General features: G+C 73.5%; 27 protein-coding genes. 20 read left to right on the top strand and 7 right to left on the bottom strand.

From position 1 onward, the window contains the following. Positions 1-5: 5 nt before the first annotated feature. The 3 genes from AB0M97_RS15830 to AB0M97_RS15820 are packed head-to-tail and all read right to left on the bottom strand — an operon-like array spanning position 6 to position 2,346. Positions 6-1,727: an urease subunit alpha gene (locus tag AB0M97_RS15830; RefSeq protein ID WP_365961424.1), complete on the bottom strand. Its 1,722-nt coding sequence runs from the start codon at positions 1,725-1,727 to the stop codon at positions 6-8. After that, entirely contained in the window at positions 1,720-2,031 is a 312-nt protein-coding gene (locus AB0M97_RS15825; RefSeq protein ID WP_365961423.1) for an urease subunit beta, read from the bottom strand. Before AB0M97_RS15825 ends, AB0M97_RS15830 begins: the two co-directional genes overlap by 8 nt. Before the next feature lie 12 nt (positions 2,032-2,043). After that, the gene (locus tag AB0M97_RS15820; RefSeq protein WP_365961422.1) at positions 2,044-2,346 is read right to left on the bottom strand and encodes an urease subunit gamma; all 303 of its coding nucleotides are present in this window, start codon (positions 2,344-2,346) and stop codon (positions 2,044-2,046) included. Positions 2,347-2,619: 273 nt separating this feature from the next. Here AB0M97_RS15820 and AB0M97_RS15815 point away from each other — a divergent pair, with 273 nt between their 5' ends. Next, positions 2,620-2,964, top strand: coding sequence for a hypothetical protein (locus tag AB0M97_RS15815; protein ID WP_365961421.1), 345 nt, complete (start codon positions 2,620-2,622; stop codon positions 2,962-2,964). Here AB0M97_RS15815 and AB0M97_RS15810 read toward each other — a convergent pair. After that, positions 2,961-3,239, bottom strand: a complete 279-nt coding sequence (locus tag AB0M97_RS15810; RefSeq protein ID WP_365961420.1) for a type II toxin-antitoxin system Phd/YefM family antitoxin — start codon at positions 3,237-3,239, stop codon at positions 2,961-2,963. The genes AB0M97_RS15815 and AB0M97_RS15810 overlap by 4 nt on opposite strands. A 97-nt stretch (positions 3,240-3,336) precedes the next feature. Between AB0M97_RS15810 and AB0M97_RS15805 the strand changes: the two genes are divergently transcribed. The 3 genes from AB0M97_RS15805 to AB0M97_RS15795 all read left to right on the top strand — a co-directional run bounded on the left by AB0M97_RS15805 (position 3,337) and on the right by AB0M97_RS15795 (position 5,310). Continuing rightward, entirely contained in the window at positions 3,337-3,972 is a 636-nt protein-coding gene (locus AB0M97_RS15805; RefSeq protein ID WP_365961419.1) for an ATP-dependent Clp protease proteolytic subunit, read from the top strand. Between the two features lie 7 nt (positions 3,973-3,979). After that, entirely contained in the window at positions 3,980-4,288 is a 309-nt protein-coding gene (locus AB0M97_RS15800) for a hypothetical protein (protein ID WP_365961418.1), read from the top strand. Between the two features lie 548 nt (positions 4,289-4,836). Further along, positions 4,837-5,310 (top strand): C40 family peptidase, encoded by a 474-nt coding sequence (locus tag AB0M97_RS15795; protein ID WP_365961417.1) that lies wholly within the window; start codon positions 4,837-4,839, stop codon positions 5,308-5,310. Positions 5,311-5,357: 47 nt separating this feature from the next. Here the strand turns inward: AB0M97_RS15795 and AB0M97_RS15790 are convergent, their stop codons facing one another. Further along, entirely contained in the window at positions 5,358-5,822 is a 465-nt protein-coding gene (locus AB0M97_RS15790) for an ATP-binding protein (protein ID WP_365961416.1), read from the bottom strand. A 211-nt stretch (positions 5,823-6,033) separates the two neighbouring features. Between AB0M97_RS15790 and AB0M97_RS15785 the strand changes: the two genes are divergently transcribed. After that, positions 6,034-6,894: a helix-turn-helix transcriptional regulator gene (locus AB0M97_RS15785; RefSeq protein ID WP_365961415.1), complete on the top strand. Its 861-nt coding sequence runs from the start codon at positions 6,034-6,036 to the stop codon at positions 6,892-6,894. A 9-nt stretch (positions 6,895-6,903) separates the two neighbouring features. Further along, complete coding sequence (locus AB0M97_RS15780) at positions 6,904-7,128, top strand: DUF397 domain-containing protein (RefSeq protein WP_365961414.1); 225 nt, start codon at positions 6,904-6,906, stop codon at positions 7,126-7,128. 66 nt (positions 7,129-7,194) lie between these two features. Here the strand turns inward: AB0M97_RS15780 and AB0M97_RS15775 are convergent, their stop codons facing one another. Beyond that, positions 7,195-8,322 carry an 8-amino-7-oxononanoate synthase gene (locus AB0M97_RS15775; RefSeq protein ID WP_365961413.1) on the bottom strand — a complete coding sequence of 376 codons (1,128 nt, stop codon included), beginning with the start codon at positions 8,320-8,322 and terminating at the stop codon, positions 7,195-7,197. A gap of 192 nt (positions 8,323-8,514) precedes the next feature. Between AB0M97_RS15775 and bioB the strand changes: the two genes are divergently transcribed. The 13 genes from bioB (at position 8,515) to mug (ending at position 22,923) form a co-directional block, all read left to right on the top strand. Beyond that, on the top strand, positions 8,515-9,687 hold the full coding sequence (gene bioB, locus AB0M97_RS15770) for a biotin synthase BioB (protein ID WP_365961412.1): 1,173 nt from the start codon (positions 8,515-8,517) through the stop codon (positions 9,685-9,687). Further along, entirely contained in the window at positions 9,680-10,960 is a 1,281-nt protein-coding gene (locus tag AB0M97_RS15765) for an adenosylmethionine--8-amino-7-oxononanoate transaminase (RefSeq protein ID WP_365961411.1), read from the top strand. Before bioB ends, AB0M97_RS15765 begins: the two co-directional genes overlap by 8 nt. A gap of 1 nt (position 10,961) precedes the next feature. After that, complete coding sequence (gene bioD, locus AB0M97_RS15760) at positions 10,962-11,687, top strand: dethiobiotin synthase (RefSeq protein ID WP_365961410.1); 726 nt, start codon at positions 10,962-10,964, stop codon at positions 11,685-11,687. Positions 11,688-12,089: 402 nt separating this feature from the next. Next, positions 12,090-12,776, top strand: coding sequence for a class I SAM-dependent methyltransferase (locus AB0M97_RS15755; protein WP_365961409.1), 687 nt, complete (start codon positions 12,090-12,092; stop codon positions 12,774-12,776). 319 nt (positions 12,777-13,095) lie between these two features. Beyond that, a complete protein-coding gene (locus AB0M97_RS15750; RefSeq protein WP_365961408.1) occupies positions 13,096-13,920 on the top strand; it encodes an ABC transporter ATP-binding protein in 825 nt (274 codons plus the stop codon). A gap of 4 nt (positions 13,921-13,924) precedes the next feature. Continuing rightward, positions 13,925-16,492, top strand: coding sequence for an FtsX-like permease family protein (locus AB0M97_RS15745; RefSeq protein ID WP_365961407.1), 2,568 nt, complete (start codon positions 13,925-13,927; stop codon positions 16,490-16,492). A gap of 165 nt (positions 16,493-16,657) precedes the next feature. Further along, the gene (locus tag AB0M97_RS15740; protein WP_365961406.1) at positions 16,658-16,795 is read left to right on the top strand and encodes a hypothetical protein; all 138 of its coding nucleotides are present in this window, start codon (positions 16,658-16,660) and stop codon (positions 16,793-16,795) included. Between the two features lie 94 nt (positions 16,796-16,889). Beyond that, positions 16,890-17,315 carry a GNAT family N-acetyltransferase gene (locus tag AB0M97_RS15735; RefSeq protein ID WP_365961405.1) on the top strand — a complete coding sequence of 142 codons (426 nt, stop codon included), beginning with the start codon at positions 16,890-16,892 and terminating at the stop codon, positions 17,313-17,315. Between the two features lie 166 nt (positions 17,316-17,481). After that, on the top strand, positions 17,482-18,858 hold the full coding sequence (locus AB0M97_RS15730; protein ID WP_365961404.1) for a hemolysin family protein: 1,377 nt from the start codon (positions 17,482-17,484) through the stop codon (positions 18,856-18,858). Continuing rightward, on the top strand, positions 18,855-19,868 hold the full coding sequence (locus tag AB0M97_RS15725) for a hemolysin family protein (RefSeq protein WP_365961403.1): 1,014 nt from the start codon (positions 18,855-18,857) through the stop codon (positions 19,866-19,868). The genes AB0M97_RS15730 and AB0M97_RS15725 overlap by 4 nt, the downstream gene beginning before the upstream one ends. A gap of 127 nt (positions 19,869-19,995) precedes the next feature. Beyond that, complete coding sequence (locus AB0M97_RS15720; RefSeq protein WP_365961402.1) at positions 19,996-20,802, top strand: SGNH/GDSL hydrolase family protein; 807 nt, start codon at positions 19,996-19,998, stop codon at positions 20,800-20,802. Between the two features lie 119 nt (positions 20,803-20,921). Then, positions 20,922-22,364: an adenylosuccinate lyase gene (gene purB, locus AB0M97_RS15715; protein ID WP_365961401.1), complete on the top strand. Its 1,443-nt coding sequence runs from the start codon at positions 20,922-20,924 to the stop codon at positions 22,362-22,364. 13 nt (positions 22,365-22,377) lie between these two features. Next, complete coding sequence (mug, locus tag AB0M97_RS15710) at positions 22,378-22,923, top strand: G/U mismatch-specific DNA glycosylase (protein ID WP_365961400.1); 546 nt, start codon at positions 22,378-22,380, stop codon at positions 22,921-22,923. Between the two features lie 45 nt (positions 22,924-22,968). Here the strand turns inward: mug and AB0M97_RS15705 are convergent, their stop codons facing one another. Further along, positions 22,969-23,412 (bottom strand): hypothetical protein, encoded by a 444-nt coding sequence (locus AB0M97_RS15705; protein ID WP_365961399.1) that lies wholly within the window; start codon positions 23,410-23,412, stop codon positions 22,969-22,971. A gap of 232 nt (positions 23,413-23,644) precedes the next feature. On the opposite strand from AB0M97_RS15705, the gene AB0M97_RS15700 reads away from it, so the two are divergent. Then, positions 23,645-24,799 (top strand): ROK family transcriptional regulator, encoded by a 1,155-nt coding sequence (locus AB0M97_RS15700; RefSeq protein ID WP_365961398.1) that lies wholly within the window; start codon positions 23,645-23,647, stop codon positions 24,797-24,799. Positions 24,800-24,848 lie beyond the last annotated feature (49 nt).

Raw genomic sequence — 24,848 nt, 5'->3', positions numbered from 1 at the left:
CGCCGTCAGAAGAGGAAGTAGCGCTGGGCCATGGGCAGTTCGGCGGCCGGCGTGGCCTCGACGAGTTCGCCGTCGATGTGCACGGCGAAGCTGTCGGGGTCGACCCGCACGTCGGGCCGGGCGTCGTTCTCCCGCATGTCGGCCTTGGTGACGCCCCGGGTCGAGTCGATGGCGGCGAACCGCTTGCCGAGCCCGAGCCGCTCCACGAGCCCGTCCTCGATCGCCAGCGGGGCGACGAAGTTGACCGAGTTGGCGGCAGGCGCCCGCCCGATCGCCCCGTACATCGGCCTCGGCAGGATCGGCTGCGGCGTCGGGATGGAGGCGTTGGCGTCGCCCATCTGCGCGTAGGCGATCTGCCCGCCCTTGATGACGAGGTGCGGTTTGACGCCGAAGAACGCCGGCTCCCACAGCACGAGGTCGGCGAGCTTGCCGCTCTCGACGGAACCGATCTCGCGGGCGAGCCCCTGCGCGAGGGCGGGGTTGATCGTGTACTTGGCGACATAGCGGCGCACGCGGTGGTTGTCCGCCCGGCCGTCGCCCGGCAGCGCGCCGCGCCGGCGCTTCATGACGTGGGCCGTCTGCCAGGTGCGCAGGACGACCTCGCCGACCCGGCCCATGGCCTGGGAGTCGGAGGAGATGATCGAGATGGCGCCGAGGTCGTGCAGGATGTCCTCGGCGCCGATGGTGGACGGCCTGATCCGGGACTCGGCGAAGGCCAGGTCCTCGGGCACCGCCGGGTTGAGGTGGTGGCACACCATCAGCATGTCGAGGTGTTCCTCGGCGGTGTTGACGGTGAACGGCCGCGTCGGGTTCGTCGAACTCGGCAGCACGTGCGGCTCGGACACCACGGTCATGATGTCGGGCGCGTGCCCGCCGCCCGCGCCCTCCGTGTGGTAGGCGTGGATGCCGCGCCCGGCGATCGCCGCGAGCGTGTCGCCCACGAACCCGGCCTCGTTCAGGGTGTCCGTGTGGATGGCGACCTGGATGCCGGTCCGCTCGGCGACGGTCAGCGCGGCGTCGATGACGGCCGGGGTCGAGCCCCAGTCCTCGTGCAGTTTCAGGCCGAGGGCGCCGCCGCGGATCTGCGACAGCATCGCCTCGTGGGAGACGGTGTTGCCCTTGCCGAGCAGGCCGATGTTGAGCGGGTGGGCCTCCATCGCCTCCAGCATCCGCGCCAGGTGCCAGGGGCCGGGCGTGACGGTGGTGGCCTTCGAGCCCTCGGCCGGTCCGGTGCCGCCGCCGACGAGGGTCGTGATGCCGGCGGACAGCGCCTCGTCGGCGATCTGCGGGCAGATGAAGTGGACGTGCGCGTCGATGGCACCCGCGGTCAGGATCCGCCCGTTCCCGGCGATGATCTCGGTTTCGGGGCCGATCACCAGGTCGGGGTGGACGCCGTCCATCGTGTCGGGGTTGCCGGCCTTGCCGATGCCAGTGATCCGGCCGTCCCGGATGCCGATGTCGGCCTTGACGACACCCCAGTGGTCGACGACGACGGCGCCCGTGACGACGGTGTCCGGGGTGCCCTCCGCGCGGGTGGCGCGGGACTGCCCCATGGACTCGCGGACGACCTTGCCGCCGCCGAACACCGCCTCGTCACCGGCGAGTCCGGGCCCGCCGCACCGGTCCTCCTCGACCTCGATCAGCAGGTCGGTGTCGGCGAGCCGGATGCGGTCGCCGGTGGTCGGACCGAACAGGTCGGCGTAGGCGGCGCGGGAGATCTCAGCCATCGAGGGCGCCTCCGGTCTCGCCGCGCAGTCCGGGCACGACGCGGGCGCCGGTGAGCGGGACGAGGGCGACGTCCACGGGGATGCCGGGTTCGAAGCGGACGGCGGTGCCGGCCGGGATGTCGAGCCGCTTGCCGCGGGCGGCGGCGCGGTCGAAGTCCAGGCCGGGGTTGGCCTCGGCGAAGTGGTAGTGGGAACCGACCTGGACGGGCCGGTCGGCGGCGTTGAGGACGGTCAGCCGGGTGACCTCACGGCCGGCGTTGCAGACGACCGGCCCGTCGGCGAACAGGATCTCTCCGGGAATCACGCGCGGCCCCCGTCAGACGATCGGGTCGTGGACGGTGACGAGCTTGGTGCCGTCCGGGAAGGTCGCCTCGACCTGGACGTCGTGGATCATCTCCGGGACGCCTTCCATGACGTCGTCACGGGTCAGCAGTGTGCGTCCGGAGGCCATCAGCTCGGCGACGGTACGGCCGTCGCGGGCGCCTTCGAGGAGGTGCGACGTGATGAGGGCGACCGCCTCGGGGTGGTTCAGCCTGAGCCCGCGGGCCCGGCGCTTTCCGGCCACGTCGGCCGCGACGTGGATCAGCAGCCTCTCTTGCTCGTGCGGGGTCAGTTGCACGTCCCACCTCACAGTCCTCGCTCCGGGCCGTGCGGGGCCCGGGTGCCGCGGCCACCCGTGCGACGTCCCCGGTGGCGTGGAGGGGCAGGCTAGTGGGACGGCGTTTCGCGCACGTTAACCGAGCGGCGCGCCCCTCGGGCCGCCGGATCGGGACGGCGGTGGCTCATTCCGCCTGATTGGCGTCGCGCACGGCGCCGTGGCCCTCCTGGGGGCGGGCGTCGCGCACAGCCGGCTCGGGGTGCTCACGGGCGGCGGGGGGGGGCGGAGGCCGGGGTGCTCGCCCTGTCGACGCCGGCGGTGGGCGGGCCGGCGGCCCTCGCCGGTACGCCGGGGTGGGGGGTCACGGCGACGGTGGTGATGGTGTTCGGCCACCCGTCCTCGGTGGGCCTCGGCGCCCGGGATGCGGCCGGGGCCCGCCGGGCGATCGGCCAGTGGCTGCCGCCCGCCGCGGGGACGACGCTGCCGTGTTCGGTGTCGTGCCTCGGCGGCGCCGCGGCGACCGGACCGGCCCAGACGCCGGGCTGGTGGGTCGCGCTCGTCCTGGGCGGGGTGCTCGGGGCGCGGGCCGGGAAGGACGCCGCCCGGGCGGACGAGCGGGACCGCGAAGCGGTCGCCTAGGAGGCGCCGGGACCCCGGTGCTGGGCCGCGATGCCGAAGCGCTGGGGCTCGCGGGGAGCGGAGGCGGCCTCGCGGACCGTGGAGACCGCGCTGATCACCTGGTCCGCCCCGGGCTCCCGGTGTTCTTCGAGTCGGTCGAGGTCGGCGGCGGAGACGAGGGCGACGAGGGGCTTGCCGTGCCGCGTGACGACGACGCGCTCACCGCCGTACACGACGCGGTTGATCAGGTCGGCGAGTTCAGCCCTGGCTTGCGTCACCGGAATCTCGTAGGCCATGCCTCCATCATAACGTCACGTACATCCTGTACATTTTTTACCGACCCGGCGGAGTCGGTTCCGCCGGGGACGGCGCTGTCGCCAGGAGGGGTGTGCCATGAACCGACCATCCGCCCGCCATGTCCTGCCCGGGTTCACCGAGCGCACGAGCGCGGGCGTCCGCACGCTCGATCCGTACACCAGGCTGCTGGAGGAGCGGATCGTGTTCCTCGGGACGCAGGTCGACGACCCGTCGGCGAACGACGTGACGGCGCAGCTCATGTACCTGGAGCACCTCGCCCCGGACCGGGACATCTCGCTCTACGTCAACTGCCCCGGCGGCTCGTTCACCGCGATGTCGGCGATCCACGACACGCTGCGGCATGTCACCTGTGACGTGGAGACGGTCTGCCTCGGCCAGGCCGGCGCCGCCGCGTCGGTGCTGCTGGCCGCGGGCACCCACGGCAAGCGGTACGTGCTGCCGGGCGCCCGCGTGGTGCTCCGTCAGCCCGCGCTGCCCGAGCCGGTGGAGGGCCGGGTGAGCGATCTCGCCGTCCAGTCGGACGAGCTGACGCGCGTGCGCACGCGCATGGAGGAGCTGCTCGCCCGGCACACGGGCCGTACGGCACGGCAGGTGCGGCAGGACATCGAGCGGGAGCGGATCCTGGACGCGCGGCAGGCGCTGGAGTACGGCCTGGCGGACCGGATCATCCCGGACCACAGGGCCACGCGGCCCGTGCCCGGCGCGAGGTGAGCCGCCGGTGCTGCCGCCCGAACTGCCTCCCCTGCCCGCCCTGACGCGCGCGGAGGCCGAGTTGATCGACCGTTACCTCGACGTCGTGGACCTGCTGGGCCGTATCAACCCCGCGCAGGACGGCGACACGTATCGTGGCCTGCGTGCGGCGCAGGCACTGGTCGGCAAGGCCGTGGCCCTGCGCGACGCGCTGACGCTCATGCACCAGCGGGGCGAGAGCGAGCTGCACGCCGCCACCCTGGCCCGGGCGCTGCGCGTCCTGGACGGCGAGCGCCGCACGTCCCGGATCACCCTGCCGCCGCAGGCGGGCCGTTGACGCACTCCCAGGTGTCCGGGCGCCGTCGTGCCGTACGGGGCGTCCGGACCGGGGGTGAAACGGCCCGAACGACGTACCCCCCGTCGGAGTATGCGCACATCCTTTTTCCGGCCCTCCGAAGTTGCGCAACGCGCGCGGCGCGAGGGCGGAATGGAGTGTTCCGCCGCTGGTCCGGGGCCCATCAGAGGGGTGCACGATCAGTCGAACAGAGGGCTGTCCACCCGAACGGGCGATTGGTGAAGAACAACACAAATAGCCGGTTCCATTGGGATATTCGGACATCCATCAGTCAAGATCCCTGACTGACGACAAGCCCCCGCCACCGCGGCGGGGCGGTCCGGGCGGACGCCGAGTCCTGCCGCCGCCCGGACGCCCGGTCGACAGGAGTGGATCGGCAGGAGTGGAGGACCCGAGCACGACGGGCCGCCGGACCGGAGCGACAGCCGTTCCGGGCAGCCCTTGGGGTGAAGCCGCAGCCGCGGCCGGGCAACTTCGCCAGCCCGAATCCGACAGGTCATCCTTCACAGGCGGCTGACGAAGGGTTGCGCATGACTGCGCTCAATCGTGTCCCGTCCCTCCTCGCCCGGGCCGGTACGGCCTCGGCCCTCACTCTCGCCGCCGTGGGTGGCTCCCTCGTGGTCCCGGGCGCAGGCTCCGAGGCTGCCGCCGCCACACCGGCCAGGAAAGCCCTCCAGGTCGCTGCCTCCAAGAAGGGCGCCCCCTACCGCTACGGCGCCACGGGCCCGGGCAGATTCGACTGCTCCGGGCTCACCCAGTACTCGTACAAGAAGGCGGGCAAGAAGCTGCCCCGTACCGCCGCCCAGCAGTACAACAGGACCCGGCACATCTCCGCGCGCAGCCGCAAGGCCGGTGACCTGGTGTTCTTCCACTCGGGCAGCTACGTGTACCACGTCGGCATCTACGCCGGGAACAACAGGATGTGGCACGCCCCGAAGACCGGCGACGTGGTGCGACTGCAGAAGATCTGGTCCCGGAGCGTGTCGTACGGACGCGTGCGCTGACCCCGCGCGGGCGACGGCACCCGGCCCGCCGTCGCCCCCGTGACCCCCTACGGCTCCTGCTGCCCCGCCGCCGTCACCGCTTCGGCCGGGGCATCGCCGTGCCAGGGCAGGTCGATGGAGACCGTCTTGCCGCCCTCGCGCGTGGGCCGGACGTGCAGCCTGCCGCCGTACTCCGCGGCCAGCCACCGGATGATCACCATGCCGCGCCCGTTGTCCTGCTGGACGGCGGCGGGCAGCCGCTTCGGGAAGCGCGGGTGACTGTCGGTCACCGCCAGGCGCAGGCGCTCGTCGCGGTACAGGGCGACGTCCACCCGGAACGTGGGTGACTGGCCGAAGGTGTGCTGTACGGCGTTGGTGGCGAGCTCGGAGACGATGAGCCGGACGGTCTCGGAGACGTCCGCGCCCCCCGGCAGGCCCCATTCGGCCAACGTGTCCACCACGAAGGACCGGGAGGCGGACACCGAGGCGGGCTCGCTCGGCAGAGTGACGGATGCTTCCAAAAGGTCTGCCATGGCGATGCCGTCCCTTTCCCACGGGACCGCGTCCGACACGGAGCGGAGGGTTGGAGTACGGTCCCGGACTGGTGCTTCCTCGTCAGACTGCCATCACCGCACCGGCGAGGAAGGCGATCCACCAAGATCTGCATATATCTGTCGCTCGAAGCGGTGAACTCTGCGACGCGAGAACGTATTTGGGCGGCTCGGAAGGAGTAAGGAGAAGCCCATGCAGCACGGTCCCGCGGTGCGCCGCCGAAAACTGGGCGCCGAACTGCGCGCATTGCGCACTGCGGCGGGTCTCACCAGTGGGGAGGCTGCCGGGCTGGTGGGCTGGCACCAGTCGAAGGTCAGCCGGATCGAGACCGGCACGAGCGGGGCGAAACCGGACGATGTACGGCTGCTCCTGGACGCCTACGGAGTGGCCGACGACCGGCTGCGGGAGCTGCTGCTCGTCCTCGCGGGCTCGCACGACGGCGACGGGCGCAACCACTGGTGGCACGCCTATCGCGGGGAGCTGCCGCCGACCTACCGGGACTTCATCAGCCTGGAGTCGCAGGCGAGCGCGATGCGCACGCTGGAGACCACCGTGGTGCCCGGGCTGCTGCAGACCCGGGAGTACGCCAGGGCGGTGACCGGCGCCGCGGTCGAGGGGCTGTCCGAGGAACGGCTGGAGGCACTGGTCGAGGTGCGGCTGGCCCGGCAGGACGTCCTGCACGCCGAGCCCCCGCTGGAGCTGAGCGCCGTACTGGACGAGGCCGTGCTGCGCCGGGAAGTGGGCGGGCCCGGGGTGATGTCGCGGCAGCTGGAGAAGCTGACGGCGGCGGCGGTTCTGCCGCACGTCCGGCTCCAAGTTCTGCCGTTTTCGGCGGGGGCACACATCGGTGTCACGGGATCTTTCGTTATTTTCTCATTTGCACGTACATCTGATCTGGACGTGGTTGTTCTCGACCAGTTGACGAGTAGCGTCCATCTCGAACGGAAAGAAGACCTGGAGGCCTACACAGAGGCTTTCAACTCTCTCCGCAAGCGCGCTCTTTCACCCGAGGATTCATTGGAATTCATCGCCGGTATGACCGGCGGTGCATAAGGAGGCACCATGTCCGCACCGCCTCGGAACGTCCCTTCGAGCAACGACCTGCACGACGTGCGCTGGCTGCGCAGCAGCTACAGCACGGGAGCGAACAACTGCGTCGAAACGGCCCTCGCGCACTCCGGTCCCGGAACCGGGCTGCTCGCCGTCCGCGACTCCAAGGACCCGGCCGGACCCGCGCTGCTGTTCTCCCCCGAGAGCTGGGCGGCGTTCACCGGCGTGTTCCGGTGAGCCGCACGATTCCCGGGCGCGACTGAACCGGGCCCTCCGGGCGACGCACGGCCGTGCCACGCCGACTCATGGCCGCGTTTCGCCGATGACCCGCACAGCGTGTTCGAGCTGCTCCCCGGAGAGGTCCGCGCGGGCGGTCAGCCTGAGCCGTGAGACACCGTCGGGCACGGAAGGAGGACGGAAACAGCCCACGGCCAGGCCCGCCGCGCGGCAGTCCGCCGCCCATCGCACGGCCGCCTCCGGGGACGGCGCGCGCACGGAGACGACCGCGGCGTCCGGACGTACCGCCTCCAGGCCCTCGGCGGTCAGCCGGGTGTGCAGGTGGGCCGCGACCTCGCGGGCCCGCGCGGCTCGCCGCGGCTCGCGGCGCAGCAGCCGCAGCGCCGCCAGGGCCGCGCCCGCCGCCGCGGGGGCGAGGCCGGTGTCGAAGATGAACGTCCGGGCCTCGTTGACCAGATGGTCGATCACCGGGGCGGGGCCGAGGACGGCGCCGCCCTGGCTGCCCAGCGACTTGGACAGCGTGACCGTGACGACGACGTCGGCGTCGCCCGCGAGCCCCGCCGCCCGCGCGGCACCGCGCCCGCCGGCACCGAGGACGCCCAGGCCGTGGGCGTCGTCCACCACCAGGCCCGCCCCGTGCTCCCGGCCCGCCGCGGCGAGCGCCGCCAGCGGGGCGGCGTCGCCGTCCACCGAGAAGACCGTGTCGGACACGACGACGGCGGGCCCCCGGTGCGCGCCGAGCGCCTTGCGGACCGCCTCCGGGTCGGCGTGCGCGACGACCTGGGTCGTGCCGCGCGCCAGCCGGCAGCCGTCGATCAGCGAGGCGTGGTTGCCCGCGTCGGAGACGATCAGCGAGCCGTGCGGCGCCAGCGCGGTCACCGCGGCCAGGTTCGCGGCGTACCCGGAGGAGAAGACGAGGGCCGCCTCGAAGCCGCAGAAACCGGCCAGTTCGGCTTCGAGTTCGGCGTGGAGTTCGGTGCTGCCGGTGACGAGCCGGGAGCCGGTCGCCCCGCCGCCCCAGGTCCGCGCGGCCCGTGCCGCGCCCTCGGTGACCTCGGGGTGCCGGGCCAGGCCCAGGTAGTCGTTGCTCGCCAGGTCCAGCAGCGGCGACTCGGCGGGCCGGGGACGCAGGGTCCGTACGAGTCCGGCGCGCCGGCGCCGCGCCGCCCGCTCCTCGATCCAGCCGAACCCCATGGCCCCTCCGGTGCTGTGGTGGACAGTGCCTTCGCAGACCTCCCCCGCGCGGCACCGCCCTTTGTAGGCAGTGCACAGACACTAGCCGGACGACCAGCCACCCACGGTGTGGCAATCCACACACGCCGAACGGGGAGGGTTGTGCGAACTCTCCTTGGCCCGGCACGCTTCCGTACGTAAGGATCGGCTCTCATGGACTTGCTGAACACGCTGGTGGACAAGGGGCTTCGGCGCGAGCTGCCGACCCGCGAGGAGGCCCTGGCCGTTCTCGCCACGACCGACGACGACCTGCTCGATGTGGTGGCCGCGGCCGGAAAGGTGCGCCGGCACTGGTTCGGCCGACGAGTGAAACTCAACTACCTCGTCAACCTCAAGTCCGGTCTGTGCCCGGAGGACTGCTCCTACTGTTCGCAGCGGCTCGGCTCGAAGGCCGACATCCTGAAGTACACCTGGCTCAAACCCGACGAGGCCTCGCAGGCCGCGGCGGCCGGGGTGGCCGGCGGCGCCAAGCGGGTGTGCCTGGTGGCCAGCGGCCGGGGCCCGACCGACCGTGACGTCGACCGGGTCTCCAAGACCATCAAGGCGATCAAGGAGCAGAACGAGGGCATCGAGGTGTGCGCCTGCCTCGGCCTGCTCTCCGACGGGCAGGCGGACCGGCTGCGCGAGGCGGGCGCCGACGCCTACAACCACAACCTCAACACCTCCGAGTCCACGTACGGCGACATCACCACCACGCACACCTACGCCGACCGGGTCGACACCGTGCGCAAGGCGCACGCGGCAGGGCTGTCCGCCTGCTCCGGCCTGATCGCGGGCATGGGCGAGACCGACGAGGACCTCGTGGACGTGGTCTTCTCGCTGCGGGAGCTGGACCCGGACTCGGTGCCGGTCAACTTCCTCATCCCGATGGAGGGCACGCCGCTCGCCACCGAGTGGCACCTCACCCCGCAGCGCTGCCTGAGGATCCTGGCGATGGTGCGGTTCGTGTGCCCGGACGTCGAGGTGCGCATCGCGGGCGGCCGTGAGGTCCATCTGCGGACGATGCAGCCCCTCGCGCTGCACCTGGCCAACTCGATCTTCCTCGGCGACTACCTCACCAGCGAGGGCCAGGCCGGCAAGGCGGACCTCGACATGATCGCCGACGCCGGGTTCGAGGTGGAGGGCGCCGGCGAGGTGACCCTGCCGGAGCACCGGGCGGGCGGCTGCCACGACGGCGGCGGGGTGTGCGGCTCCGAGCCGGCTGCCGGGGCCTCCTGCGGGTCCGCGTCCCGGCCCGCGGCCCCGGCGTCCGCCGACCAGCCCCGGACCGATCTCGTCGCCGTGCGCCGCCGCGGCGCCGGGACCGACCTCGCGCCCAATGCCTGACCTGGGCGTGTCCGAGCTGCTCGACCTCGACCGGCGGCACGTGTGGCATCCGTACGGCCCGATGCCCGGGCGGCAGGAGCCGCTCGTGGTGGAGTCGGCGAGCGGGGTGCGGCTGCGCCTCGCCGACGGCTCCGGGGAACTGGTCGACGGCATGTCGTCGTGGTGGTCGGCCATTCACGGCTACAACCACCCGGTGCTGAACGAGGCCGCGCGCGAGCAGCTGGGGCGGATGAGTCATGTGATGTTCGGCGGGCTCACCCATGAGCCCGCCGTACGGCTCGCCAAACTCCTTGTCGACATGTCGCCCGACGGTCTCGAGCACGTGTTCCTCGCCGACTCCGGGTCGGTGTCGGTCGAGGTCGCGGTCAAGATGTGCCTGCAGTACTGGCGTTCGCTGGGCCGGCCGGAGAAGCGGCGGCTGCTGACCTGGCGCGGCGGCTACCACGGGGACACCTGGCAGCCGATGTCGGTGTGCGACCCCGAGGGCGGGATGCACGACCTGTGGACCGGGATCCTGCCGCGCCAGGTGTTCGCCGAGGCACCGCCCGCCGAGTACGACGAGGCGTACGCCGGGCAGCTGCGGTCGCTGATCGAGCGGCACGCCGGCGAGCTGGCCGCCGTGATCGTCGAGCCGGTGGTGCAGGGCGCGGGCGGGATGCGGTTCCACTCCCCCGCGTATCTGCGGGTGCTGCGCGAGGCGTGCGACGCGCACGACGTGCTGCTGGTGTTCGACGAGATCGCGACCGGGTTCGGCCGTACGGGCGCGCTGTTCGCGGCGGAGCACGCGGCCGTGACGCCGGACGTGATGTGCGTCGGCAAGGCGCTGACCGGCGGCTATCTGACCATGGCGGCGACGCTGTGCACGTCCGGGGTGGCCGACGGGATCTCGCGCGGCGAGGTCCCGGTGCTCGCCCACGGACCCACCTTCATGGGCAATCCGCTCGCCGCCGCGGTGGCCTGCGCCTCGATCGAGCTGCTGCTCGGGCAGGACTGGCGGGCCGAGGTGAAGCGGATCGAGGCGGGGCTGCGCGAGGGCCTGGCCCCGGCGGCGGCGCTGCCGGGCGTGCGGGACGTGCGCGTGCTCGGCGCCATCGGGGTGGTCCAGCTGGATCACGCCGTCGACATGCGGGCGGCCACCCGCGCCGCGGTGCGCGAGGGCGTGTGGCTGCGGCCGTTCCGCGACCTGCTGTACACGATGCCGCCGTACGTCACGGGTGACGCGGACGTGGCACGGATCGCCCGCGCGGTGTGCGCGGCGGCACGGGAGGGATGACATGCCGGTACTGGTGATCACGGGCACGGGCACGGAGGTCGGCAAGACGGTGGCGACGGCCGCCGTGGCGGCGTCGGCGCTGGCGGCGGGCCGTTCGGTGGCCGTCCTCAAGGCCGCGCAGACGGGGGTGCGGGAGGACGAGCGCGGGGACGCCGCGGAGGTGGCGCGGCTCGCGGGCGACGTCACGACGGCCGAACTGGCCCGCTATCCCGACCCGTTGGCGCCGGCGACGGCGGCGCGGCGGGCCGGGCGGGCGCCCGTGCATCCGCAGGACGTCGCCGAGGCCGCGGCCAAGCTGGCCACCGACCACGATCTGGTGCTGGTGGAGGGAGCGGGCGGGCTGCTCGTGCGGTTCGACGCGTCGGGCGGGACGCTCGCGGACGCGGCGCGGCTGCTGGGGGCCCCGGTCCTCGTCGTGGCCACGGCCGGGCTCGGCACGCTGAACACGACGGAGCTGACGGCGCGTGAGCTGCGGGCGCGGCAGCTGGAGCTGCTGGGTGTGGTGATCGGCAGCTGGCCGGCCGTCCCGGACCTCGCGTGCCGCTGCAACCTCGCGGACCTTCCGGAGTCGGCCGGGGCGCCCCTGCTGGGGGCCCTGCCCGAGTCCGCGGCGGCCCTTCCCCCGGCGACGTTCCGCACCGCGGCCCCGGACTGGCTGGCACCCCGCTTGTACGGCACGTGGGACGCGGAGGCGTTCCGGGTGCGGGAGTCGCCGGGGAGGGGGTGAGGGCGGGGGCCGGGGGCTGGTGATCGGAGGGCTGGTGGCCGGGGGCCGTTAGGCCTAGTGGTCGGGGGCCGGTGGCCGGAGGACCGAGGGCTGATGACCGGTGGCCGTAGGGCTAGTGGTCGGGGGCTGGTGCCCTGTGACCGGAGGACCTGTGGCCGGAGGGCCGGTGGCCGGTGGCCGAGGGACCGGGAACCGGTGGCCGAAGGACCGGGAACCGGTGGCCGGTGCCGAAGGGCCAGGGCGGGGGCCGGTGCCGAAGGGCCAGGGCCGGTGGCCGGTGGGCTTGATTCCGGAAGGGCCCATGGCCCCGCCCCCGGAAATCGGCCCGCACCGCCGGGATGTCCCGGCGGTGTGCGGGGGACAATCGCCCTGAGGCCAGTCCTGCCCCCTACGGAGGTCCCCATGGCGTTGCGTTCGGGCGGTTCCGGCAGGGTCGCGCGTGATGCCGTCCATCATCCGCTGTTCGCCCGGTACTACGCGCGGGTCAGCGTCGCCGCCGAGTCCCGGATGGGGATGGCCGAGGTGCGGCGCGAGCTGCTCGCCGGGCTGTCCGGCCGGGTGATCGAGGTCGGCGCGGGCAACGGCCTGAACTTCGCGCACTATCCGGGCGCCGTCTCCGAGGTCGTGGCGATCGAACCGGAGCGCGTGCTGCGGAAGCTGGCGGTCGAGGCCGCCCTGCGCGCCGAGGTGCCCGTCGACGTGGCACCGGGCGCGGCCGAGGCGCTGCCCGTCAAGAGCGACGCCTTCGACGCGGCGGTCGTGTCGCTGGTGCTGTGCAGCGTGCGGGACGTGCCGCGGGCGCTCGCGGAGGTGCGGCGGGTGCTGCGCCCGGGCGGTGTCGTGCGGTTCTTCGAGCACGGCGTGGGCGGCGGCCGGGCGATGACGTTCACGCAGCGCGCGCTGGACCGGACGCTGTGGCCCCGGCTGAACGGCGGCTGTCATCTCTCCCGGGACCCGGTGGGCGCGCTGCGGGAGGCGGGGTTCGAGCTGGGCCCCTACCGGCGGCTGACGATGCCGGAGAACGGCCCGACTCTGCCGACGTCGTACTGCGTGCTGGGCACGGCCCGGCATCCGGGGCGCGAGGGATAGACGCGCGGGCCGGGCACAGGCGCCGCCAGCGCGGTTCCTCGGCATGGCGAGGACGGACGCCCCGCCGCTCCTGACCGGCCGGACCCTCCGGTGCCGTACCTGCACGGCACGAACCGGCACCCCGGGCCCGGGGCGTGGGCGGGCCGGTCGCCGCGCCTGCTCGGGCCCGCGCCGGACGGCCCGCAGGGCCAAGGGCGCGTGGCGAAGACATCCTCCCCCGGCGCATGCCGGGCGTGTGGCGGGTCACACTAGGCTCGGGGCGACGGCGCAGTCCCCCACGCCCCACGCCCGTGCACGAGGAGCCACCGAGGAGGCAGCCTTGTCCACTCCCGCCGCACAGCACGCGCCCGGCCTCGCGTCGCCCGACGGGACCGCCGCACGCGCGCGTGGTCTCACCAAGGCGTACGGCACGGGCGAGACCACGGTGCTCGCCCTGGACGCGGTCGACGTGGACATCGTGCGCGGCCGGTTCACCGCCGTGATGGGCCCGTCGGGCTCGGGGAAGTCCACGTTGATGCACTGTCTGGCGGGGCTCGACACGGTCTCGGCCGGGCAGGTGTGGCTCGGCGACACGGAGATCACCGGGCTGAAGGAGCGGGAGCTGACGCGGCTGCGGCGGGACCGGATCGGGTTCATGTTCCAGTCGTTCAATCTCATTCCGACGCTGAACGCGCTGGAGAACATCACGCTGCCCATGGACATCGCGGGCCGCGAGCCCGACGGGAAGTGGCTCGACCAGGTCATCGACACGCTCGGCCTGCGCGACCGTCTGTCGCACCGGCCCGCCCAGCTGTCCGGCGGCCAGCAGCAGCGTGTGGCGTGCGCGCGGGCGCTGGCCTCCCGCCCGGAGCTGATCTTCGCGGACGAGCCGACCGGCAATCTCGACTCGCGTGCCGGCCTGGAGGTGCTCGGCTTCCTGCGCGACGCCGTCGACCACCTCGGCCAGACGGTCGTGATGGTCACCCACGACCCCGGCGCCGCCGCCCACTCCGACCTGGTGCTCTTCCTGGCGGACGGCCGGATCGTGGACGAGATGTCCCGGCCGACGGCGGAGGCGGTGCTGGAGCGGATGAAACGGTTCGACGGCATCCGCGGCCGGTCCGACGGCGACGGCCCGGCCGGTGCCGCCTCCGGGAGGGACTGACCCGGTGCTGAAGGCGACACTCAGGAGCTTCCTCGCGCACAAGGGCCGGCTGCTGCTGTCCGCGCTGGCCGTGGTGCTGTCGGTGGCGTTCGTCGCCGGCAGCCTGATCTTCTCCGACACGGTCTCCCGTACCTTCGACCGGCTGTTCGCCTCGACGTCCGCCGACGTGACGGTGGAGCCGGAACAAGGAGTGGGGTCCTCCGAGGTCTCCGGCACCGTGCCGACCCTGCCCGCCTCGCTCGCCGAGCGGATCGCCCGGGTGGACGGGGCCGAGGCGACCCATCTGGACGTGGCGGTCGACTACGTCACCGTCGTCGACGAGCGCAACGATCCGGTGGGCTCGACCACCGGCGCCCCGACCATCGCCTCGAACTGGTACGTCACCGACCGCAGCCCGGTCGCGCTGACCTCGGGCCGTGCCCCGCGCGGCGACGGCGAGGCCCTGCTCGACGCCGACACCGCTGAGAAGAAGCACCTGGAGATCGGCGACACGCTGACCGTGCTGGCCCCGCCGGGGTCGTTCAGGGTCGACATCGTCGGCATCGCCACCTTCACCACCACCAACCCGGGCGCCACCCTGGTCTTCCTCCATCAGCAGACCGCGCAGCGGGAGCTGCTCGGGTCGGCCGACCGGGCCACGGGCGTCTCGGTGACCGCCGCCCCCGGGGTGAGCGACGCCGAGCTCGCGCGCCGCATCACGGCGGAACTCGGCCCGGGCCGCTACGAGGTGCGCACCGCGGACCAGCAGGCCGAGTCGGCCACCGCCGAACTCGGCACGTTCCTCGACGTGATCAAGTACGTGATGCTGGGCTTCGCCGGCATCGCCGTGCTGGTCGGTGTCTTCCTGATCGTCAACACGTTCTCCATGCTGATCGCCCAGCGGACCCGGGAGCTGGGCCTGCTGCGGGCGCTCGGCGCCGACCGGCGGCAGGTGCGGCGGTCGGTGCTCACCGAGGCGGTGCTGCTCGGCGTGGCCGGTTCCACGCTGGGCCTGGCGGCCGGCATCGGGCTCGCGGCGGGGCTGATCCGGCTGATGAGCGCGTTCGGCATGAATCTGAAGACGGCGGAGATGGTCGTCGGCTGGGGCACCCCGGTCACGGCGTACGCCGTCGGCATCGGCGTGACGTTCGTGGCGGCCTACCTTCCGGCGCGGCGGGCGGCCGGTGTCTCACCCATGGCGGCGCTGGCGGACGCCGAGATCGCCGGGGTGGGCAGGCCGCTGAGGGCGCGCGCGGTGGTGGGCGGCGTCGTCGGGGTGCTAGGCGCGGCGTCCCTGGTGGGCTGCGCGGCCGCGACGGACACCGCCCCCGCGGCCTCGCTGCTGGGGCTCGGGGTCGTCCTCACGCTGGCCGCGACCGTGATCGCGGGCCCGCTGCTGGTGCGCCCGGTGATCCGCGTGCTGGGCGGCGCCTTCCCGGCCGTGTTCGGCCCGGTCGGCCGGATGAGCCAGCGCAACGCGCTGCGCAACCCGCGCCGCACGGGCGCCACGGCGGCGGCCCTGATGGTGGGCCTGGCGCTGGTCGGCGGGATGTCGGTGGCGAGCGCCTCGATGTCGGAGTCCTTCGACCAGCAGATCGACAGGACGCTCGGCGCGGACTTCGTGGTCCAGAACAACAACTTCAGGCCGTTCGCACCGGAGATCACCGCCAAGGTCCGCGGCACGGAGGGCGTCGGCCAGGTCGTCAGGCAGCGCTTCGTGCCGCTGGCGGTACGGCTGCCGGACGGCGAGCGGATCGAGACCAACGCCTCGGGCTACGACGACGGCGTCGACGACGTCGCCCACGTGACGTACGCGAGCGGTGACACGCGGGCCGCGCTGGCGGACGGGGCGCTCGCCATGGACGCCGGCTTCGCCCGGGAGCACGGCGTCCGGGTGGGCAGCGTGCTCCCGGTCGAGTTCCCGGCGGGGCGGCGCACCGAGCTGACCGTGCGGGCCCTCACCGACCAGGACGGAGCCGAGGGCCTCGGCATGCGGGGCGGGCTGTTCTTCGGTATCGCCACCGCCGAGAAGTACCTGCCGGGCGGGCAGGAGGCGGCGCTGTACGTCAACGCGGCCCCCGGCACCGACGCGGACGTGCTGCGCGGCCGGCTCGAGCGGACACTGGACGCGTATCCGCAGGTCCAGGTCCGTGACCAGGCCGACTACAAGGAGCTGGTGCGCGACCAGATCGCCGTCCTGCTGTACCTCGTGTACGCGCTGCTCGGGCTGGCCATCGTCATCGCGGTGCTCGGCGTGGTCAACACGCTCGCGCTGTCGGTGGTGGAGCGCACCCGCGAGATCGGGCTGCTGCGGGCCATCGGTCTCGCCCGGCGTCAGCTGCGCCGGATGATCCGGCTGGAGTCGGTGGTGATCGCGGTGTTCGGCGCGCTCCTGGGGCTCGGCCTGGGCCTGGTGTGGGGCGTGTGCGCACAGCAGGTGCTGGAGTTGCAGGGCATGCGGGCGCTGGCGATCCCCTGGGGCACGATCGTGGCCGTCGTGATCGGCTCGGCGGTGGTGGGCGTCGTGGCGGCGCTGCTGCCGGCGCTGCGGGCCTCGCGCATGAACGTGCTGGCGGCCATCGCGCACGAGTGACCGACTCGCGGCGGCGTCGGCTCACCGGCTGTCAGGGGGATCGCGTGCCGCGCCGTCCGTTCCGTTTCGCCGTGAGTCTCCTGACCCCGGTCCCGGCCGGGGAGTGGCCCGTTCCTGGAGTGCCTGCCGCGTCCGACGGCCGAGCAGGCGCTGGAGCTGCCCATCGTGCCGGCCGGTCCCCCGGAGCGGATCACCGGACAGGTCCTGGCCCTGCGGGAGCGCCGCGGATCCGGCCGCCTGACCGTCCTGGAGCCGCACAGGGAGGCGTTCGCGCCGGTCGCCGAGCGGCTGCGCGGCCTCTGAGCGGCGGCGGTCGGACGGCGCGGCTGGGCAGTGCTTGAGCGTCCGGATGCCGGAATGCCCGGTCGCCGCGCGACGCGCGTGATGGGATCACCGCATGACCGCACCGCGCATCCGGGCCGCCGGACCCGAGGACCTCGACACCGTGCTGGCCTTCTGGAAGACGGCCGCCGAGGGCACGAGCATCAGCGACGACCGGGACGGCGTGGAGCTCCTGGTCGCCCGTGACCCCGGGGCGCTGCTCCTGGCGGAGTCCGACGGCGAACCGGTGGGCACGGTGATCGCCGGCTTCGACGGGTGGCGCTGCCACCTGTACCGGCTCGCGGTGCACCCCGGCCGCCGCCGTCAGGGCATCGCGTCGGCGCTGCTGGCCGCCGCCGAGGAGCGCTTCGTACGTCTCGGCGGTCGCCGCGTGGACGCGATGGTCCTCACCCGGAACGAGACCGCCCACCATGCCTGGCGGGCCGCCGGGTACACGCCCCAGGAGCAGTGGCGGCGCTGGGTGAAGCCCTTCCCCGAGTAGGGCCGGAAGCCGGCCCGCCCCTGCCGGACTTTACCGCTTTTTACCCTGGCCGGACGGCCGGGTCAGCCACGAAAGGTGATGAGCCACCGCCCATGGGCGAGCCTCCGCGTACACGACATCGCGCGCACCACCCCCGCCTGCCCGATCATGGGACGGAGGTGACCCGATGACCGAAGTGCTCCTGCTCCTGGTGGCGATCCTGCTGTCGCTGGCGTGCGGCGCGTTCGTCGCGGCCGAGTTCTCGCTCACCACCGTCGAGCGCGGCGAGCTGGAAGCGGCAGCCCAGCGCGGCGAGCGGGGCGCCCCCGGCGCCCTGAAGGCCGTACGGAACCTGACCTTCCAGCTCTCCGGCGCGCAGCTCGGCATCACGGTCACCAATCTGGTGGTCGGCATGCTCGCCGAGCCGTCCATCGCCGCGCTCATCACCGGCCCGCTGCAGGACCTCGGCGCCTCGCGGTCGACGGCGTCCTCACTCGCGCTGGTCCTCGGTACGGCCCTGTCGACGGTGTTCCTGATGGTCGTCGGCGAGCTGGTGCCGAAGAACTGGGCGATCTCCTCGCCGCTGGCCATGGCCAAGCGGGTGGGCAACGCGCAGCGCTGGTTCAGCGCCGTCTTCCGGCCCTTCATCACCCACCTCAACAACACCGCGAACCGCGTGGTGCGCCGCCTGGGCGTGGAGCCCGCCGAGGAGCTGGCCTCCGCGCGCTCGCCGCAGGAACTCGCCGCCCTCGCCCGGCACTCCGCCAGGAAGGGCGCCCTGGAGGCAGACACCGCGGAGCTGTTCGTGCGGACCCTGAACCTCGCCGACCTGACCGCGGAGAACGTCATGACCCCGCGCGTGCAGGTCGTCGCGCTGGAGGCGCAGGCCTCCTGCGAGGACGTGGCGAACGCGACGCGGGCCACCGGCCTGTCCCGGTTCCCGGTCTACCGCGGCAGCCTCGACGCGGTCGTCGGCACGGCCCACATCAAGGACGTCCTGACGGTGCCCGCGGATCGCCGCGCGCGCGTGCCGGTCTCCGACGTGATGCGCGAACCGCTCCTGGTGCCCGAGTCGCTGACCGTGGACCGGCTGCTGGACCGGCTGTCGGGCAGGCGCACGATGGCCGTCGTCATCGACGAGTACGGCGGCACGGCCGGGGTGGCCACCCTGGAGGACATCGTGGAGGAGGTCGTCGGCGAGGTGCGCGACGAGCACGACCCGCACGAGACCCCCGACATCGCCGCGGCCGGCATCGACGAGGACGGGCACGCCTTGTACTCGGCGGACGGCGCGGCCCGCGTCGACCACCTCGCCCAGGTCGGGATGCGCCCGCCGGAGGGCCCGTACGAGACGCTCGCCGGGCTGGTCGCCACGGAACTGGGCCGCATCCCCGCCGTCGGCGACACCGTGGACGTCGCCCACTGGCGGCTGACGGTCCTGGACGCCACGGGACGCCGCGCGGCCCGTGTGCTGCTGCGCGCGCCGCTGGCCGGCGAGACGGGCGCGGCACACCGCGCGCGCCGCACGCGCGTGCCGAACGACGAGGGGGCGGACGGACGATGACCGTCGTACAACTGCTGATCGGCCTGGCGACGCTGGTCCTGAACGCCTTCTTCGTGGGCGCCGAGTTCGCGCTGATCTCCGTGCGCCGCAGCCAGATCGAGCCGTACGCCGAGGAGGGCGACCGGCGCGCGAAGAGCGTGCTGTGGGGCCTGGAGCACGTGTCCGCGCTGATGGCCGCCGCCCAGCTGGGCATCACGCTGTGCACCCTGGTCCTCGGCGTCGTCGCGGAGCCGGCGATCGAGCACCTGCTGGAACCGGTGTTCCACGCGACGGGCGTGCCGTCCGGCGCGGGGCACGCGGCGTCCTTCGTGATCGCGCTGGCCCTGGCGACGTACCTGCACATGCTGCTGGGCGAGATGGTGCCGAAGAACATCGCGCTCGCGGAGCCGGTGCACAGCGCGCTGCTGCTCGGCCCGCCGCTGGTGGCGCTGTCCCGGGCGCTGCGGCCGGTGATCTTCACGATCAACGCGTTCGCCAACGCGCTGCTGACGCTGCTGCGGGTGGACGTCAAGGAGGAGGTCACGGCGACGTTCTCGGACGCCGAGCTGGCCCGGATCGTGAAGGACTCCAGCGAGGCGGGCCTGATCGACGACCGTGCCCAGGAGCGGCTGCACGACGCCCTGGAGCTGGGCCGCCGTCCTGTACGGGACGTGGTGCTGCCGGTGGAACGCGTCGTCCACGCGCGCGTGGGCGTCACGCCCGAGCAACTGGAGGCGCTGTCGGCTCAGTCCGGGTTCTCCCGCTTCCCGGTGGTGGACGAGGGGAGCCGGATCGTCGGCTACCTGCACGTCAAGGACGCCCTGGACGCCTCGCCGCGCGACGTGCCGTTCCGGCCGGCGGACATGCGGCCCATCGCGCGCGTACGGGAGAGCACGCCGCTGGACGACGTGCTGACGGCGATGCGCCGCAGCCGTACGCATCTGGCGGCCGTGCTGGGCGCCGACCGCCGGCTGGCGGGCCTGGTGACCATGGAGGACGTGCTGCGGGAGCTGTTCGGGCAGCGGACCTGAGCGTCCGGGGCGGGCGGACCGGGCAAGGGCGGCGGGGAGGGGCCGGTCGCGGGGTGCGGGGCCGGTCGCGGGGACCGGGGAGGGGACCGACCGTCGGGTATGTGCACGCGCTACCCTTTCTGTCGCCATGCAGACGAACCCCACCCACACCAGCCTGGTCGCGGTCGGCGACTCCTTCACCGAGGGCATGTCGGACCTCCTGCCCGACGGCTCCTACCGGGGCTGGGCCGATCTCCTCGCCGCCCGGATGGCCGCCCGGACGCCCGGTTTCCGGTACGCCAACCTCGCCGTGCGCGGCAAGCTCATCCAGCAGATCGTGGACGAGCAGGTCGACGTGGCGGCGGGCATGCGGGCCGACGTGGTCACGCTGGTCGGCGGGCTGAACGACGCGCTGCGCCCCACGTGCGACATGGGGCGGGTGCGCGATCTGCTGACCGAGGCGGTGGAGCGGCTGGCTCCGAACTGCAAGCAGCTGGTGCTGATGCGCAGCCCCGGCCGGCAGGGTCCGGTCCTGGAGCGGATCCGGCCGCGCATGGAGGCCCTGTTCGCCTGCGTCGACGACCTCGCCGCCCGGCACGGCGCAGTGGTCGTCGACCTGTACGGGGCGCCCGCACTGGCCGACCCGCGGATGTGGGACGTGGACCGGCTGCACCTGACGGCGGAGGGCCACCGCCGGGTCGCCGAGGCCGTGTGGCAGAGCCTCGGCTACGAGTCCGAGGACCCCGAGTGGCACGCGCCGATGGCGCTGACGCCGCCACCGGGCTGGGCCGCGCGGCGCGGCGCGGACGTCCGCTTCGCGCGCCGCCACCTGCTGCCGTGGATCGGCCGCCGCCTGACGGGCCGCTCCTCCGGCGACGGCCGCCTGCCCAAGCGCCCGGAACTGCTGCCCCTGGAGGGCCCCGAACTGCTGCCGTACGACGGGCCGTCGGCGTAGCCACACGCCTCCCCGCGGGCCTGCGCCGGCCCGCCTGACGCGGACGGCCGGGTCTCGTAGGTTCCCACGAACCGGCCCGCGGCGCGGACCTGCACGAATCGCCAGTAGAATCCGTGCACGTGACTTCCGCTCCCGCCAAGCCCCGCATCCCGAACGTCCTCGCCGGACGCTACGCCTCCGCCGAGCTCGCCACGCTCTGGTCGCCCGAGCAGAAGGTGAGGCTGGAGCGTCGGCTCTGGCTCGCCGTGCTGCGCGCGCAGAAGGACCTCGGCATCGACGTCCCGGACGAGGCGCTCGCCGCCTACGAGCGGGTCCTCGACCAGGTCGACCTGGCTTCCGTCGCGGAGCGGGAGAAGGTCACGCGGCACGACGTGAAGGCGCGGATCGAGGAGTTCAACGCCCTCGCCGGGCACGAGCAGGTGCACAAGGGCATGACCTCCCGCGACCTGACGGAGAACGTCGAACAGCTCCAGGTCCGCCTGTCGCTGGAGCTGATGCGCGACCGGACCGTCGCCGTGCTGGCCCGGCTCGGCAAGCTGGCCGGCGAGTACGGCGAGCTGGTCATGGCCGGCCGCTCCCACAACGTCGCCGCGCAGGCCACCACCCTCGGCAAGCGGTTCGCCACCGCCGCCGACGAGCTGCTGGTGGCGTACGGCCGGGTCGAGGAGTTGCTCGGCCGCTACCCGCTGCGCGGCATCAAGGGCCCGGTCGGCACCGCGCAGGACATGCTCGACCTGCTCGGCGGCGACGCGGCCAAGCTCGCCGAGCTGGAGCAGCGGATCGCCGGGCACCTGGGCTTCCAGCAGGCCTTCACCTCGGTCGGCCAGGTCTACCCGCGCTCGCTGGACTACGAGGTGGTGACCGCGCTGGTGCAGCTGGCGGCGGCCCCGTCGTCGCTGGCGAAGACGATCCGGCTGATGGCCGGGCACGAGCTGGTCACCGAGGGCTTCAAGCCGGGCCAGGTCGGCTCGTCGGCGATGCCGCACAAGATGAACACCCGCTCCTGCGAGCGCGTCAACGGCCTGATGGTGATCCTGCGCGGCTACGCGTCGATGACCGGCGAGCTGGCGGGCGACCAGTGGAACGAGGGCGACGTGTCCTGCTCGGTGGTGCGCCGGGTCGCGCTGCCGGACGCGTTCTTCGCGCTGGACGGGCTGCTGGAGACGTTCCTGACGGTGCTCGACGAGTTCGGCGCGTTCCCTGCGGTCGTGGCCCGGGAGCTGGACCGCTACCTGCCGTTCCTCGCCACCACCAAGGTGCTCATGGGCGCGGTGCGCGCGGGCGTCGGCCGTGAGGTCGCGCACGAGGCGATCAAGGAGAACGCGGTCGCCACGGCCCTCGCCATGCGCGAGCGGGGCGCCGAGCGCAACGACCTGCTCGACAAGCTCGCCGCCGACGAGCGCATCCCGCTGGACCGCGCCGGGCTCGAGGCGCTGATGGCCGACAAGCTGTCCTTCACGGGCGCCGCGGGCGACCAGGTCACCGCCGTCGTGGGCCGCATCGAGGAGATCGTCAAGCAGCACCCCGGGGCCGCGGGCTACACGCCCGGCGCGATCCTCTGACACCCTTCGAGGCATGACGCGTTACACCGCCGCCGAGTTGGAGGCCGCCCGCGACCGTCTCGTACCCGACGTCGTCGCGGACGGCCTGCGGGTGCTGTTCTGCGGCATCAACCCGGGTCTGATGACCGCGGCGACCGGCCACCACTTCGCCCGGCCCGGCAACCGCTTCTGGCCGGTGCTGCACCTGTCGGGCTTCACCCCGCGGCTGCTGAAGCCGTCGGAGCAGGAGGAGTTGCTGTCGTACGGGCTCGGCATCACGAACGTCGTCGCGCGGGCCACCGCGCGGGCGGACGAACTGACCGCCGAGGAGTACCGGGAGGGCGGGCGGCTGCTGGCGCTGAAGGTGGCGCGGCTGCGACCGCGCTGGCTGGCCGTGGTCGGCGTGACGGCCTACCGGGCGGCCTTCGACGACCGCAAGGCGCAGGTGGGGCCGCAGGAGCGCAGGATCGGGGACACGCGGGTGTGGGTGCTGCCCAACCCCAGCGGTCTGAACGCGCACTGGACGGCCGCGACGATGGCCGAGGAGTTCGCACGGCTCAGGGCCGCCGCCGACGCGTAAGGGCACCCTCGTCCGGCAGGGCAGCCGACGTCCCCGGCAGGCCGGTCAGGGCGGGTCGACGTCCGTGACGACGGCGAGGAGCTGGAACGGCAGTTCCCTGTCCCACTGGGAGACGCCGAGGGCCATCCAGCGGTCCCGGTCCGGTATGCGCCACAGGTGCAGGTCCGGCACGTGGGAGCTGAGCGTGGCCCACGGCTCGGGTATGTCCTCGCCGCTCTGGGCGCGCTGGAACACCCCGGCCAGGCCGACGAGGTGGGGCGGGCCCCAGCGCGCGGAGAGCCGCTCGCTCAGTCCGTCCCGGTAGGCGTCGAACTGGGCCTCCGTCAGCTCCCGTTCCGTGCCGTCGTCCTCCCAGAAGCCGTCGCTCGTCGTCAGCTCGGTCATCACGTGGCCGGGCCCTGCGGAGTCTGCGCCCGACCGGCCGTGCTCTGCGGGGAAGTCCCGGGAGCACAGCAACTCGATCCTGGCGAGGGCCTGCGCGATGTCCATGTGATCCAGTAAACCCGGCCCCACTGACAATTGGCGCCCCGTCAGACCGGGGGCCGCGCCGTACGCCCGTGCGCGGGGCCGCACCCCGGCGGTGATCACGGCGTACGCGTCGGGGTTCGCCGCACCCGGGTGGGCCGCGGGCGCGGACGGGCCGGTGGGTGCCCCCGGTCGCCGGGGTGTCCGGTGCCGAGTACGATCCGGCCAACACGCGCACGAGCTGGGAGGACGGACGGTGGGTCGGCTGACCGGCGGGGATCCCTCGCTGTTGCGGAGGATCAATTCCGCGGTGGTGCTGCACGCGCTGCGTGCCACCGACTGCGCGACGCTGACCGAGATCACCCGGGTGACGGGGCTGTCCCGGCCGACCGTCGAGGGCGTCGTCGAGGGGCTCATCGAGGCCGGGCTCGTCGTGGAGAAGGCGGCCGAGGAGGGCGCCGCCCGCAAGCAGGGGCGGCCGGCACGCCGGTTCCGGTTCCGGGCCGAGGCCGGGCATCTGCTGGGGCTGGAGATCGGCCCGCACCGGGTCGCCGCGCTCCTCGCCGACCTGGACGGGCGGGTCATCGGCGCGCAGGCCAAGACCGTCGGCGAGACCGATTCCGCCGACGAGCGGCTGGAGCGGCTGCGCACCGCCGTCGCCGAGCTGCTGCGCCGGGCCGGTGTGGCACGCGGGTCGCTGCGGGCCGTGGGCGTGGCGACGCCGGGGATCGTGGAGGCGGACGGCACGGTGCGGCTCGGCACGGCGCTGCCCGAGTGGACGGGGCTGCGGCTGGGCGAGCGGCTGGGCCGGTCCTTCAAGTGCCCGGTGCTGGTGGAGAACGACGCCAACGCCGCCGCGGTCGCCGAGCACTGGAAGGGGGCGGCCACCGAGTCCGACGACGTGGTGTTCGTGCTGGCCGGGCTGAGTCCGGGCGCCGGTGCGCTGATCGGGGGGCGGCTGCACCGGGGGTACGGCGGGGCGGCCGGGGAGATCGGGGCGCTGCATCTGCTGGGGCGCGAGGCGACGCCGGAGACGCTGCTGTCGACCACGGACGAGCCGCTGCATCCGCTGGACGAGCAGGCGGTCGCCGAGGTGTTCACGCAGGCGCGCCAGGGCGACCAGCGGGCCCGCGCGGCGGTCGACCGTTTCCTCCAGCGGCTCGTGCACGACGTGGCGGCGCTGGTCCTGGCGCTCGATCCGGAGCTGGTCGTCGTCGGGGGGTGGGCGGCCGGGCTGGACGGCGTGCTGGAGCCGCTGCGCCGGGAGCTGGCGCGGTACTGCCTGCGTCCGCCGAAGGTGGCGCTGTCCCTGCTCGGGGAGGCCGCGGTGGCCACGGGGGCGCTGCGGCTCGCGCTGGATCACGTGGAGGAGCAGTTGTTCGCGGTGGAGGGGACGGTCACCGGGCGGTGACGCGGGTCCGGGGCGGCGGCCGGACGGGCAGCGGGGCCGGGGATTTCCC

Source organism: Streptomyces sp. NPDC051207, from assembly GCF_040682395.1.
Taxonomy (GTDB): Bacteria; Actinomycetota; Actinomycetes; order Streptomycetales; family Streptomycetaceae; genus Streptomyces.
Note: the sequence above shows the minus strand (reverse complement) of the source record. Positions and strands in the feature narration are given on the sequence as shown.

Coding starts and splice junctions, on each gene's coding strand:
- AB0M97_RS15830 (WP_365961424.1), bottom strand. CDS start 1,727: ATGGCTGAGATCTCCCGCGCCGCCTACGCCGACCTGTTCGGTCCGACC.
- AB0M97_RS15810 (WP_365961420.1), bottom strand. CDS start 3,239: ATGGCCTACGAGATTCCGGTGACGCAAGCCAGGGCTGAACTCGCCGAC.
- AB0M97_RS15805 (WP_365961419.1), top strand. CDS start 3,337: ATGAACCGACCATCCGCCCGCCATGTCCTGCCCGGGTTCACCGAGCGC.
- AB0M97_RS15795 (WP_365961417.1), top strand. CDS start 4,837: ATGACTGCGCTCAATCGTGTCCCGTCCCTCCTCGCCCGGGCCGGTACG.
- AB0M97_RS15790 (WP_365961416.1), bottom strand. CDS start 5,822: ATGGCAGACCTTTTGGAAGCATCCGTCACTCTGCCGAGCGAGCCCGCC.
- AB0M97_RS15785 (WP_365961415.1), top strand. CDS start 6,034: ATGCAGCACGGTCCCGCGGTGCGCCGCCGAAAACTGGGCGCCGAACTG.
- AB0M97_RS15780 (WP_365961414.1), top strand. CDS start 6,904: ATGTCCGCACCGCCTCGGAACGTCCCTTCGAGCAACGACCTGCACGAC.
- AB0M97_RS15775 (WP_365961413.1), bottom strand. CDS start 8,322: ATGGGGTTCGGCTGGATCGAGGAGCGGGCGGCGCGGCGCCGGCGCGCC.
- bioB (WP_365961412.1), top strand. CDS start 8,515: ATGGACTTGCTGAACACGCTGGTGGACAAGGGGCTTCGGCGCGAGCTG.
- AB0M97_RS15765 (WP_365961411.1), top strand. CDS start 9,680: ATGCCTGACCTGGGCGTGTCCGAGCTGCTCGACCTCGACCGGCGGCAC.
- bioD (WP_365961410.1), top strand. CDS start 10,962: ATGCCGGTACTGGTGATCACGGGCACGGGCACGGAGGTCGGCAAGACG.
- AB0M97_RS15755 (WP_365961409.1), top strand. CDS start 12,090: ATGGCGTTGCGTTCGGGCGGTTCCGGCAGGGTCGCGCGTGATGCCGTC.
- AB0M97_RS15735 (WP_365961405.1), top strand. CDS start 16,890: ATGACCGCACCGCGCATCCGGGCCGCCGGACCCGAGGACCTCGACACC.
- AB0M97_RS15730 (WP_365961404.1), top strand. CDS start 17,482: ATGACCGAAGTGCTCCTGCTCCTGGTGGCGATCCTGCTGTCGCTGGCG.
- AB0M97_RS15725 (WP_365961403.1), top strand. CDS start 18,855: ATGACCGTCGTACAACTGCTGATCGGCCTGGCGACGCTGGTCCTGAAC.
- AB0M97_RS15720 (WP_365961402.1), top strand. CDS start 19,996: ATGCAGACGAACCCCACCCACACCAGCCTGGTCGCGGTCGGCGACTCC.
- mug (WP_365961400.1), top strand. CDS start 22,378: ATGACGCGTTACACCGCCGCCGAGTTGGAGGCCGCCCGCGACCGTCTC.
- AB0M97_RS15705 (WP_365961399.1), bottom strand. CDS start 23,412: ATGGACATCGCGCAGGCCCTCGCCAGGATCGAGTTGCTGTGCTCCCGG.